At 41.2% G+C, this 13,282-nt stretch carries 11 protein-coding genes and 1 pseudogene; 1 reads left to right on the forward strand and 11 read right to left on the reverse strand.

Features of this window, described 5'->3' with window-relative positions:
* Positions 1 to 36: 36 nt before the first annotated feature.
* Both IGI79_RS13395 and xylA read right to left on the reverse strand, forming a co-directional pair.
* Positions 37 to 1,653, reverse strand: coding sequence for a glycoside hydrolase family 43 protein (locus IGI79_RS13395; protein WP_195475977.1), 1,617 nt, complete (start codon positions 1,651 to 1,653; stop codon positions 37 to 39).
* A gap of 102 nt (positions 1,654 to 1,755) precedes the next feature.
* Positions 1,756 to 3,063, reverse strand: a complete 1,308-nt coding sequence (xylA, locus tag IGI79_RS13400; protein WP_195273605.1) for a xylose isomerase — start codon at positions 3,061 to 3,063, stop codon at positions 1,756 to 1,758.
* Positions 3,064 to 3,321: 258 nt separating this feature from the next.
* Between xylA and IGI79_RS13405 the strand changes: the two genes are divergently transcribed.
* Entirely contained in the window at positions 3,322 to 4,473 is a 1,152-nt protein-coding gene (locus IGI79_RS13405; RefSeq protein ID WP_195273607.1) for an ROK family transcriptional regulator, read from the forward strand.
* 126 nt (positions 4,474 to 4,599) lie between these two features.
* Here the strand turns inward: IGI79_RS13405 and tkt are convergent, their stop codons facing one another.
* The 9 genes and pseudogenes from tkt to IGI79_RS13450 all read right to left on the reverse strand — a co-directional run bounded on the left by tkt (position 4,600) and on the right by IGI79_RS13450 (position 12,629).
* Positions 4,600 to 6,594, reverse strand: a complete 1,995-nt coding sequence (tkt, locus tag IGI79_RS13410) for a transketolase (RefSeq protein ID WP_195273609.1) — start codon at positions 6,592 to 6,594, stop codon at positions 4,600 to 4,602.
* 507 nt (positions 6,595 to 7,101) lie between these two features.
* Entirely contained in the window at positions 7,102 to 7,791 is a 690-nt protein-coding gene (gene alsE, locus IGI79_RS13415; protein ID WP_065095863.1) for a D-allulose 6-phosphate 3-epimerase, read from the reverse strand.
* Entirely contained in the window at positions 7,792 to 8,445 is a 654-nt protein-coding gene (gene fsa, locus IGI79_RS13420; RefSeq protein ID WP_104776021.1) for a fructose-6-phosphate aldolase, read from the reverse strand.
* 31 nt (positions 8,446 to 8,476) lie between these two features.
* A complete protein-coding gene (locus IGI79_RS13425; protein WP_010734015.1) occupies positions 8,477 to 9,577 on the reverse strand; it encodes a PTS fructose transporter subunit IIC in 1,101 nt (366 codons plus the stop codon).
* A 25-nt stretch (positions 9,578 to 9,602) separates the two neighbouring features.
* Positions 9,603 to 9,917: pseudogene (locus IGI79_RS13430) on the reverse strand (PTS fructose transporter subunit IIB).
* Between the two features lie 20 nt (positions 9,918 to 9,937).
* Positions 9,938 to 10,387: a fructose PTS transporter subunit IIA gene (locus IGI79_RS13435; protein WP_034690833.1), complete on the reverse strand. Its 450-nt coding sequence runs from the start codon at positions 10,385 to 10,387 to the stop codon at positions 9,938 to 9,940.
* A gap of 15 nt (positions 10,388 to 10,402) precedes the next feature.
* Entirely contained in the window at positions 10,403 to 10,714 is a 312-nt protein-coding gene (locus IGI79_RS13440) for a PTS fructose transporter subunit IIB (protein ID WP_019722933.1), read from the reverse strand.
* A gap of 30 nt (positions 10,715 to 10,744) precedes the next feature.
* Entirely contained in the window at positions 10,745 to 11,155 is a 411-nt protein-coding gene (locus tag IGI79_RS13445; protein WP_108145279.1) for a PTS sugar transporter subunit IIA, read from the reverse strand.
* The gene (locus IGI79_RS13450; RefSeq protein ID WP_153830611.1) at positions 11,145 to 12,629 is read right to left on the reverse strand and encodes a BglG family transcription antiterminator; all 1,485 of its coding nucleotides are present in this window, start codon (positions 12,627 to 12,629) and stop codon (positions 11,145 to 11,147) included. Before IGI79_RS13450 ends, IGI79_RS13445 begins: the two co-directional genes overlap by 11 nt.
* Between the last annotated feature and the right edge of the window lie 653 nt (positions 12,630 to 13,282).

Below are 13,282 nucleotides of genomic sequence, written 5' to 3' on the forward strand. Positions count from 1 at the left end.
GATCTCCCCTCTTACTCCTGAAGCGACAATACTGTTCTATTCACTTTGCCTTTCCCGATAATCAAAATAATCAAAAACAGCTGGCAAATCATATCCTGAGTAATCGATGTTGACCATTCCCACAAACGCACCCGTAAAAAATCCACCATGGGTTTGGTTGACATATTCATCGGATAATACTTTTGCGTCTAACTGGATCGCTAATTCGATCCATGTTTTTCCGTCAAACGAATAGGCATATGTGTAAGTTTCTCTTCTGACGATCGTTTTGAAATAAACAACTGTTACATCCTCTGGAATCGGAATGACCTGTTCCTGCAAATAACTTTTGAATACGCCTTGATTATTCTCAGTGAGTTCAATGACACGGCCTTTTTCTTCGTGCCAAGTCACTTGGATCATCGACCAATGTTGCGAATTATAATAGTTCGTCAGCCCTGCCATTTGTTGGAAGGTCGTTGGTGAGTAGCTCAAGGCAGTTTCTGCTTCAAACTCAAATGCTTGCCAACGTCTAGCGACTAATGAGTTCCCATGTGTATTCGCTAAGCTTCCAGCGCCTCGCAATGTCAGTTTTCCATCTTTCAAGATGCCGATGTCCTTCGTAAAAGGGACACGTACTGTTTGAAATTGTGGTGGCAGTTCGCTTTGTTCGAAGTTAGTCCTTTCTGGCAGTTTTTCATAAGGGTGGGGTGTCACTCCTTTAGGTGCTTCCACCTCCAAGCTACCTTGCTTTCCACCAACGATTTCTGGCCACAATTCTTTAGACCATGTCACCTTTTGAATCGCTGTTTCTCTGCCTAATGTACACCAGCCACGAGGATCATGGATGGATTCGTTTTTATGATGCCACGGTCGACCAGTCAAATGGGCAAAATACCATTCGCCATCTGGTGTATCGACTAATGCACCATGCCCGCATTTTTGCAGCGGATTTTCTGGAGAGTCATAGGCAGTTAAAAAGGTCTCTGCTTGGCTTTCAAAAGCTCCTTCTAAAGTTTTTGACCGTGCCACCACTTCTTGGTGCGTATAGACGGTGCCCCCTTCTGCACAAAACAAATAATAATAACCAAATAACTTATACAGATGAGGTCCTTCCACTAATTTCACGTCAGTTCCTTTCCAAATGATCTTGCCTGTTTCCGGCAGTAGACGTTGCTCTTCTACTGAATATTCGGTGCATTTGATCCCGTTAAATGGATGATGGTATTCGCGATGATCCCATTCCATTTGAACTAGGTATTTGCGGCCATCGTCATCATGGAAAAGAGAAGCATCGAAGCCGACACCGTTCAATCGGATCGGTTGACTCCATGGACCAGTGATCTCTTCTGCGGTAGTCAAATAATTCGTACAATCTTTGAACGCCCCATTGACCACTTTGACATCGGTATAAACTAACCAAAATTTTCCATCCGCATAAGAGAGATCGGGCGCCCAAATTCCTCCTGAATCTTCATTGCCCTTCATATCCAACATCTCGACAGAAGCCAATGGACGTGCCACTAAACGCCAATTCATCAAGTCCTGCGACTCATAGATCTGAACGCCTGGAAACCATTCAAACGTTGAGTTGGCAATGTAATATGTTTCTCCCACACGCACAATAGACGGATCAGCATGAAAACCTGTTAATACTGGATTTTTAATTTTCATCGTACACCTCACTCTATTTTTTAGGAGAATCCCTTTCAACCATCCAATCGAGTCAGTGACATCTATCCTTAGCTAACTGAAAGAGACTCTCCATAAGTTGGATTAAACTAAATAATCATTCAAACAAGATTTGATATATTCGATATGACTTGATTCCAGCTCGATATCTTTCAACTTCAATGCATAGTCAGTCAAACTTTCCAAATCTTCCTTGTCGTTGACAATGGATTCCCCAATGCCTTCTTGGAACGTAGCATAGCGTTTCTCTTTTAAGGTATCAAAGAAGCGATCTTCTTTTAATTTCGCCGCTGCCTTCAACCCTCTAGCAAAGGTATCCATCCCTGCGATATGCGCTAAGAATAGATCTTCCATGGCAAAACTTGAACGACGGACTTTCGAATCAAAATTGATTCCTCCTGGTGCGATACCCCCATTTTCTAAGACACCGTACATGGCCAATGTGACATCATAGACGTTCGTTGGAAACTCATCAGTATCCCAACCAAGCAACACATCCCCTTGGTTCGCATCTAGTGAACCTAGCGCGTTGTTGATCCGTGCTACTTCGATCTCATGCTCAAACGTATGCCCAGCTAACGTGGCATGATTAGCCTCTAGATTCAGTTTGAATTTCTCTTGTAAACCATATTTTTGGATAAATTGTAAAGCCGTTGCAGCATCAAAATCATATTGATGTTTACTTGGCTCCATTGGTTTTGGTTCAATCAAGAATTGTGGCGTATGACCGATTTTTTCACTATAGGCGATCGCCATTTTGAACAAACGTGCAATATTATCTTGCTCAAACGCCATATCCGTATTCAACAACGTTTCATACCCTTCACGACCACCCCAGAAGACATAATTTTGACCATTGAGTTTTTTTGAGATGTCTAAGCCTTTTTTGACTTGAGCAGCGGCATAGGCAAAGACATCCGCATGATTCGTTGAAGCCGCACCATTCACGTAGCGTGGGTGGCTGAACATATTCGCCGTATTCCAAAGTAGTTTGATTCCCGTACGCTCCATCTGTTCCTTGATCAAATCGGTGATTTCATCTAAGTTTGCATAGAATTCTTCTAAACTATTCCCTTCAGGCGCGATATCGACATCATGGAAGCAAAAATATTCGACACCTAGTTTTTCTAAAATCTCAAAAAAGGCCGCTACTCGATTTTTTGCAGTTTCCATTTCATTTGCACCTAGCCAAGTTCTTTGATTGACTGGCGAACCAAACGGATCACTGCCATCTTGTGTCATGGTATGCCAGTAAGCAACAGCAAATCGTAAATGCTCCTTCATCGTTTGACCAGCAACTACCTCTTCTGGATTGAAATGGCGAAAAGCAAAGGGATTGGTTGTCGTTGTTCCTTCATATTGGATTTTTTCTATTTGTGGAAAATAGCTCATATCATATTCCTCCTAGTTTATTCATTCTATATTAGTTAGTTCATCTAACGAACTAACTTAACAAGCATATAGTATACGCTTTCATAATTATAGTCAAGTTATTTTTTTATTATTATCAAAGCATTTATAGTCGAATGAAGTTAATTTATTTACTTTACAAAACGAAATAGCAATAGATAAATAACTAGAAAAATAATGAGATTACCAGTATACTTTAGAACGTATCCTCATTACATAATGAATAGGAAGTGATTTACTTTGAAAAATCCAACGTATACTCGACGGAGCCCAAATGAGTCTCTCTGTTTAGAATTGATTATGAATCAACCCGCTCTTTCTCGTGCAGAGCTTTCAGCCATAACTGGACTAACAAAGGCAACTGTGTCCTCCATTGTAAAAAAATTGATCGATGACCAACTAGTCATTGAAACTGGCATTGGAGAATCTAGTAATGTCGGTGGACGTAAGCCAATCATTCTTCAATACAATGGAAAAGCTGGCCTCTCTATTTCCATTGACATCGGCTATAATTACATCCATGCTCTCCTTACTTATCTAGATGGGGAAGAGATCCAACATATCCAAAAAAAGCCAATCACATTAGATGAGGAAGCCATCCATCTATATCTTTCAGAAATCTTCACGTTATTTGAACAACATCTTCCGACAACAGAATATGGGATTATTGGGGTAGCAATTGCCGTTCATGGCCCTGTCTACCATGGTGAGCCGATTTTTGGTCCACATTACAATTTCGATCACATTCCTTTTCGCAAAATAGCTGAAAAACTGAGAGACTATCCTGTCTATTTAGAAAATGAAGCAAATCTTGCAGCCTTAGGCGAATATAGTTTTACCTCAGATTCGGAAAATCTTGTCAGTATCAATATGCACAGCGGCATTGGTGCAGGAATCGTCAAAAATGGGAATTTAGAGGTTGGTGCCCATGGTTTTGCTGGTGAAATCGGTCATCAGATCATCGTGATGGACGGTAAGGAATGTCGCTGTGGCAACCGAGGTTGTTTGGAAATGTACGCTGCCAATAAAGTCTGCTACGATCGATTTGCTCAGAAAAAAAAGTTGGATTATGTCAATGCCATCATTCTTCGCGAATATGTTCAAAACCAAGATCGTGATGCCCTACAAGTCGTGGAGGAAAATATCAACTACTTGACGATCGGTATCAACAACTTGATCGCCCATTATGACCCATCGATCATTATTTTGAATAGCTCACTTTATCGCGAAATACCTGATATGATCGAACAATTAAAAGGGAATCTGCACAACCATTTTTCGAATCAATTAGTCGTCCGCAACAGCTCCTTGAACGAAAAAGCGACACTTCTAGGAGGATTGGTCTTAAATCTCCAACACTTTTTAGAAATCAAACACCTGAAATTAAAATAATCATGAATCAATAAAAAAATCTGCCAAACCGGAAATCATTGGATTCCAGTTTGGCAGATTTTATCTAAATAAAGTACTCGTATCTTTAACTTGAAATTTTAAATAGTAAAAGAACAAAAATACCTTCTACAATTGATCAAACACTTCAACAACATGTTCCACTGTAAACTGATAATTTTGGATGATCGTTTCCCCAGGTGCACTCGCGCCGAAACGATCGATCGCAATGATTGCCCCTGCTGTCCCTGTATAGCGCTCCCAGCCAAATGAAGCAGCCATTTCGATTGCAACACGCTTCGTCACAGCTTTTGGCAAAACACTTTCTTGATATTCTGCGGATTGTTGTTCGAACAAATCAAAACTTGGCATTGAAACCACTGAAACATCTTTTCCTTGTTCCGCTAATACTTTTTGCGCTTTAACAGCTAGATCCACTTCTGAACCTGTCGCGATCAAGATACCTTCTGGTTGTTCCCCTTTAGCAGGAGACAAGACGTAAGCACCTTTTTTGACCATGTCATCTGCCACTTCTTTCGTTGTTGGAAGAACTGGTAGATTTTGACGACTCAAGACTAAGATCGTTGGTGTATCTGTCGATTCCATCGCTACTTTCCACGCCGCACGAGTTTCGTTCCCGTCCGCTGGACGTAAGACATGGACACCTGGCATACTTCTAACCGAAGCCAATTGTTCCACTGGCTCATGCGTCGGACCATCTTCGCCAACTGCTACAGAGTCATGGGTCAAGACATAAATGACTGGCGTATTTTGGATCGCTGCTAAACGTACAGCTGGTCGCAAGTAATCCACAAAGACAAAGAATGTCCCACCATAGATCCGTGTACCGCCATGTAATTGGATCCCGTTCATCGCTGATGCCATCGCAAACTCACGAACACCAAACCAAATGTTGCGGCCTTCATAGTGTTCAGGCGTGAAGTCTTTGTCTGCTGTGACCATCGTGTTGTTTGAGCCGGATAGATCGGCAGAACCACCCCAGAAACTTGGGATCGCTTTTGATAATGCTTGGATCATCTCTTTACTTGAGACACGACTGGCTTGACTTTCGCCTTCGTCGTATGTTGGAAGCTCTGCATCCCAATTCTCTGGTAATTTCCCAGCAAACGCATCTTCGAATTGTTGCGCTAATTCTGGATACGCTGCTTTGTATGATGCGAACAGCTCACGCCAAGCATTTTCAGCTTTTTCACCTTCTTCAACCATCGTTTGACGGAAACGTTCCGCTACTTCTTCTGGTACGGCAAAGTCAGGGTATTCCCAACCATAGATCTCTTTGGCTTTTTGGATACCTTCTAAGCCAAGTGGTGCGCCATGGACCGCAGAAGTTCCTTGATTTGGAGCACCAAATCCGATAACTGTTTTCACTTCGATCAATGTCGGTTTGTCTGTTTCGGCTTTCGCTTCTTCGATTGCTTTTGAGATGGCTTCTAAATCATTGCCGTCTTTGACCAAGATATGTTGCCAACCGTAAGCTTCATAGCGTGCGCCAACATTTTCAGTGAAGGCTTTTGAGGTTGGTCCGTCTAAAGAAATATCGTTTGAATCGTATAAAACGATCAATTTACCAAGTTTCATATGACCAGCCATCGAACTTGCTTCTTGAGACACGCCTTCCATCAAGTCGCCATCGCCACATAACGCATAGGTATAATGATCAACGACATTGAATTGGTCTTTGTTGTAGGTCGCCGCTAGATGCGCTTCTGTCATTGCCATTCCCACAGCCATTGCGATCCCTTGACCTAACGGACCAGTCGTTGCTTCGACACCGTCCGTATGATTGACCTCAGGGTGTCCTGGTGTTTTTGAATCCCATTGACGGAATTGTTTCAAGTCATCGATCGTCACTTGGTACCCTGCTAAGTGTAACAAGCTGTACAACATCGCTGAACCATGTCCCGCTGATAAGACAAAACGGTCACGGTCTGCCCAGTTTTTAGAAGTTTTCGGATTCACTTTCAAATGTTTCGTCCAAAGGGCATAAGCCATTGGCGCGGCACCCATTGGTAACCCCGGATGTCCTGAATTTGCTTTTTGTACTGCATCGACACTCAATGTACGGATCGTATTCACACCAAGCTGATCTACTTTATCAAACAATATAATTCCTCCTTATTCGTTCCTATAAAATAATGTCCATTCTTTAATTTTCACTTTGAAAATAAGACAGAAGAATCAAAAATGAATGAGGCATTCTCGATTTTCCTGTCTTATTACTCGATGGTGACCAACTTTCTCACGACCTAGATAAACGGTGTTCGAAAGCCAACTCCTTCAATAGTAAGTCGAAACGTGAAAAAATATGGAAAGCTATTTTCCCACGTTCCGCCTTACTATTCGGAGCTGAACGGCTTTTTTACAACCTCTGCTAAACGGTGTTCAAAAAGCTGACCTTCAACATTAAGCTGAAAAATCAAAAATGAAAGAGCCATTTTCGATGTTCCTGACTTATGCCTTAGTGCTGAACGCTCCTTTCACAACCTAGACAAACGGCGTTCAAAAGCCAACTCCTTCAATAGTAAGTCGAAACGTGAAAAAATATGTGAAGCTATTTTCCCACGTTCCGCCTTACTATTCGGAGCTGACCGGCTTTCTCACGACCTTCTCTTACCCGATCGTTTTCCCAGTCATTTCTTCATAATCGGTTTTCATGATTTCCCATGACTTTTCGATTTTTTCATCTAAACCAAACAAGCCACTGCGACCGACGATATAAATATCTGGTCCTGCTGCATCGATTCGTTTGAAGGATTTACGGTTGGAAGAGCCGTCCATTTCAATCAAATAGTGATACCCTTTTTCTTCGCGTAGTTCGCGTAAAGCAACGATTTTATCCAGTGTACTTTCAATAAACCGTTGTCCAGCAAATCCTGGATCGATCGTCATGATCGTGATTTTATCGACCAATTCGATGTATGGGAAGATGGCTTCGATCGGTGTTTCTGGGTTCAAGACGACGCCAGCTTTTAACCCTGCATCATGGATTTGATCGATCAAGCGAAAAGCTAAACCATCTAATAGTTCGGCGTGCATGCAGATCCATTCACACTTTTGGTCGATTAATTGGTTCACCCAAAAACTTTGGTCTTTGACCATTAAGTGCGCAGACATCGGTAGATTACTGATTTTACGTACCTCATCAATGAACCATGGAGATAATGTGATATTTGGTACATAATGACCATCCATGATATCGATATGGTAAGAATCGACATGATCATTTAAAAATTCGATTTGTTCTTTGAACTTATCTAAGTCCATCGTCATCAATGAAGGTGAAAATTCCACTTTTCCCATTTATTTGTTCCCTCCTTGAAAGCTTTCCCAGTCCGCCATGAATTGAGCAATCCCTTTATCGGTCAATGGATGGCTCCACAACGTTTGGTACAATGATGGCGGTACAGTGGCAATGTGTGCGCCAACTAAACTCGCTTTTTCCACATGTTCCGAATTACGGACACTTGCTGCAATGATTTCTGTAGAAAACCCATAAGTATCTAGTACTTCACGTAGTTTTGCGACAAGCTCGATCCCGCTCGTTCCGGTATCATCTAATCGACCTAAAAATGGTGAAATAAATGTCGCACCTGCTTTTGCTGCTAGTAACCCTTGCGCCACAGAGAAAATCAATGTGACATTGGTCTTGATCCCCAATTTAGATAATTCGTTCGTCGCTTTCAATCCTTCTTCTGTCATAGGGATCTTGATCACGATGTTTTCCGCCCATTGGACGATCTCTTTCGCTTCTGCGACCATGCCGTCTGCTTCCAAACTAGTCACTTCTGCTGAGACAGGTCCGTCAACGATCGAACAGATTTCTTTGATGACTTCTTCAAACACACGTCCTTCTTTGGCAATGATCGTCGGATTGGTTGTCACCCCATCGACTAAACCTAGCGTATTGATTGTTTTGATTGCTGTTACATCTGCTGTATCTAGAAAAAATTTCATCGATTTTGCCCCTCTTTTTTACGCACTTATTTTAAAAAATCTGAATATCATCTAAACTGATATCTTCTTCCTCTTTCTCTACTACTAAGTCCATTTCTTCTTCCGGCACGTTCTTTTTGATCACAGCTAAAACGACGGCTGTTACTAAGACGTTCACTAAGATTGCGATCACACCTGCCCATGGTCGAGACATCGTTGGGATCATCAAGACACCACCGAAAGGAACCGTTGCATCCGCACCTAAGATCATCGTTGTTGCACCACCAGCAAATCCACCGATTGCTGTTGCGACTACGCCACGTACGATATCATTCATAACTAAAGGAATCACACCTTCAACAATATTGATGACACCCATTGGTACGGCTGATTTCAATGTCTCTACTTCCACTTTTGTATAGATATTCTTGCGGAACATTTTGGCGATAAAATAAGCTAAACCAAAGCCGATCGGTGTGGCTGTATTGACTAATTGCAGTGCGGTGATCGGGCCATTCAACCCTTCCGCTTGCATCGTCAACACAAAGGCAAATACGGTTTTGTTGATTGGACCACCGTAGTCGATCCCACTTAATAAGCCGATCACACCACCAAAAATCAATAAGGAAGAATTGCCTAATCCATCTAAGAAATTCGTTAATAATAGCGTTAATGCTGCGATTGGCGCGCCAATGATATACACCATGACTAAGCCACCAACAATTGAAGCAATAAATGGAATAATCAATGTTGGCATCAATCCTTTTGCCCATTTTGGTACTTTGACATGTTTTAAAATACCTAAAACCAGATACCCTGCTAAGTAACCACCTAAAATCCCCCCGATAAAACCAGCACCAATTGCATTTGCTGTTAAACCAATAATGAAACCTGGTGCGATCCCTGGTTTAGCTGCAATAGAATAAGAAATTCCAGTAGCGATCACAACTGGTAATAATCCTAAACCAGCGCCACCCATTGTTGCTAACGCATCCCAAATCGAAAACTCACCTTGTACAAGTGTTCCTTGACTTGTTCCGCCAAAGGCCATGCCGATTGCAATCAGGAATCCGGCACCACATACGATTGGAATCAAATATGAAATCGCTGTCAATAAATGTCCTTTTAAATTTAACTTTTTAATTGCCTCCATTTTTTTGTCTCCCCCATTCTGGTAATTATTGTTGCACGACTACTTCTTCTACTTTTTCAATCAACTTACTCGGTGATTTTACAGCAACTTCTGTCGGTACTTGGACGATTCGTTTTCATTCAAAACGTTCACGACCACTGATTTTGACATCTACAGCTAAAATCACGACATCTGCTTGACTGATTTGCTCTGCCGTCAATTCATTTTCGATCCCGATCGTTCCTTGTGTTTCCACATGGATCTCATGCCCGGCCTTTTTTGCGGCATTCTCCAACTTTTCTTGCGCAATGTACGTATGAGCGATCCCCACCGTACATGCTGCTACTCCAACGATTTTCATTTTTTCTTCCTCCTCACTCTTTAGCCAAATGCAGCGACTACTTCATCGATTTCTCTTGCCGCAATCAAACGTTCCACTACTTCATCATTTCCTAGCTTACGGGCAAATAAGGACAATAATTTCAAATGTTTTTGCGCACCTTCCGTATCATCTCCGACTGCAAACAAGATGATGCCTTTCACGCCCTTACCATCTAATGTTTCCCAAGGGATTTCATTTTCAGTTACCCCGATCGCCACACCTACTTTTTTCACATACGCACTTTTCCCATGTGGAATAGCGATATAATTACCGATCCCTGTTTGACCTTGCGCTTCTCGCAAATAAATATCTTTCACAAATGCTTCGACATCCGTAATGTATTCTTGTTCATACAAGCGATTGGCTAATTCATACAAGACCTCATCTTTCGTTTTCCCGTCTAAGTTCGTTTTGATGATTGTTGGATCAATGATTTCTTTGATCTCCATTTTCCTCACTCCTCGTTAGTTACTGACAACTTCCATTGCTTTTTCGATTAATTTGTTTGGTGATTTTACCGCGATTTCTGTCGGCACTTGGATGATTTTCTTTCCTTCGAAACGTTCCCGTCCACTGATCTTGACATCCACTGCTAAAATCACGATATCGGCTTGATCAATTGCTTCTTGTGGCAATTCGTTTTCAATGCCAATCGTTCCTTGAGTTTCGACATGGATCTCATGACCCGCTTTTTTTGCTGCATTCTCTAATTTTTCTTGTGCGATATACGTATGGGCGATTCCCACTGTACATGCTGCTACTCCAACGATTTTCATTATTGGTTCCTCCAATTTTTGATAGTATTTTTATCGTTCTGTGAAATTACCAGCTTTCAATTCATCTAGATAGTCAGGATCAGCCAGTTGTCGCATAAAATCAGCAAGCTGTCGTTTGACTGCCAGTATTTCATTTTCTGCTAGTAAGACAACGATGAGCAATTCCACTTTTGCCATTCGTTCCGACCATTCAGTAATTGGCTGTTGGGGACGAATCACCCAGACCTGTGTTTTGCCTAGTGCTGGATGTTCAAGATGAGGCAAAATCACGCCTTCCTCAATTTGGATATCTCCTGCCTCTTCTCGCTCAAACAATGCCTGTTGGATCGCTTGTGCCTTTTCTTTTGAGGTAGGAAAGACTTGTTGGCTGATCCATTCATAGGTTTCTGCCTTTGACGTTAATGCAATCTGATCAAATGTTTCCACGAAATTATCTATCATGATAAATATCCTCGATTTTCTGTTGGATTCTTGACTGGTCATCAGCGGTCAACATGGCACTAACGATCAAAGATTGAACAGGAAACGCTTCTTTCAAGCCAACTGTTGTTAAAATCAACTCGATTCCTGGCGTCTTCTCTAACACTGATTGGTAATTTTTAGTACTGATCACATCTACGATTTCTAATTCCGGGAATTTTTTGGCTAACTTCACCTTCAATAATTCAGAAGTTCCCACGCCAGTTGTACACATGATCAGTGTTTGGATCGGAAATTGGTGCGTCTCAATGATTCGTGCAAAATACAAGGTGATAAACCCAATCTCATCAGGCGTGATCGTTGGAAGCTGAAACGTTTGACTCACCTGTTTTGATACCTCAGCAACCGTATTAAAAATCGTTTCATACGTTAATTGGATTTGATCCAACAAACTATTTTTCACTCTGATTTGATGGCGCAACCGATTGACCAAAGGTTTGATATGATTAGCAAGATCTGTAAAAATCATCTCGCTTGCTACATTGAGATTTAGCTTCTCACCAACTTGATGCAAGTAATAAGAAGTAATCTCAATCACTTCTTCTGTGAACGTTTGGGTCTTCGTTTGACTATTATCCGTTCTGGAAGAAAGCAAATATTGATAAAGATAGTAGATCTCACTTACTGGTAATTTCGTTTTCAAATATACTTCCACTTGGCGGATCACTTCGATGGCAATATCACGAATCAAGGATTCATTATCTAAAACCTGTAATTGTTCCATCGTTAATTTTTCTCCAGTGGCTTGATAATTCGTTTTTCTTGCGCGACGTACCGCAATGTATAGATGGGAGAAAATATTGATATTGTATGGGTAAGGAATCGTGCCATTGAGTTTTTTTTCAATCAGCTTGATCTGTTCGATGACAAAATTCGCATCGTAACGATTAAACGAAAATTCGTCCGATAAAGCGATTTCATCAATATCGAAAATATTCAATCGCTGAATCAATTCAGTGATCGCTCGACGGATATTCTCTTCCTTGCCTTCGATGGCTAATGTCCGATTTTTGCGGATCAATTGCAGATCATACGCTGAAATCCGTTCCGCAATGATTTTTTCATCATTCGCGATCGCTGAATCGCCAACATAATAGGTTTGGTACAAATCAATGACTTTTAGTGCTTTAGGAGAGGATAATAATAATTCTTCCATTACATTATTTTGTCGTTCAGATGGTAGAACTTCCACAGAAGACACAATCGTTTGATTCGTCTGTGCAATATATTTTTCATAATCCAGCTTGTACCCCCGACCCTTTTCAGACAAAATCAGTGGCCCATTCGGAAACTCGTCATTCATTTTTTTAACCAAGCGGTAGACCGTCTTGGTAGAGGTACTCATTAACTCTGCCAACACTTCAGCAGTAACATAATCTCTTTGCTTTGATAAAAGAAGCGTTAATTTATTCCCTCGATCCATTTGACTAGTCATAGCTCTATCCCCCCTGTATCTTTATCATAAGCGATTTTTTTTATTCTGCTTCACTACATAATGTCCCTTGCAGCGGACAAAATGTATTCGGTTACACAAGGTTGTGAAAGGAGCGGTCAGCACTAAGGCATAAGTCAGGAACATCGAAAATGGCTCTTTCATTTTTGATGTTTCTGGCTTATGACCGAAGTGTTGCTCCTTGAACACCGTTTATCTAGGTTGTGAAAGAAGCGGTCAGCACTGAGTAATAAGACAGAAAAATCGAAAATGGCTTTTTCATTTTTGATTTTTTTGGCTTATTATTGAAGTGTTGCTTCTTGAACACCGTTTATCAGGTTGTGAGAAAGCCGTTCAGCTCCGAATAGTAAGGCGGAACGTGGGAAAATAGCTTTCCATATTTTTTCACGTTTCGACTTACTATTGAAGGAGCTGGCTTTCGAACACCGTTTATCATAGGTTGTGAGAAAAGCGTTTTGACCTGAGCAGTAAGATGGAACATCGGAAAATAGCTCTCCATATTTTTTGATTTTTGAGCTTACTATTGAAGGTCAGCTTTTTTAACAACCAAATAGTTAAATTTTTTGAAACTAAAGATAACTATATGAAAACATAACATTTTGGCCATCAATTTTAAAGCGAACATCATAAATATC

Source organism: Enterococcus sp. AZ084 (assembly GCF_051714905.1).
Taxonomy (GTDB): Bacteria; Bacillota; Bacilli; order Lactobacillales; family Enterococcaceae; genus Enterococcus_B; species Enterococcus_B pernyi.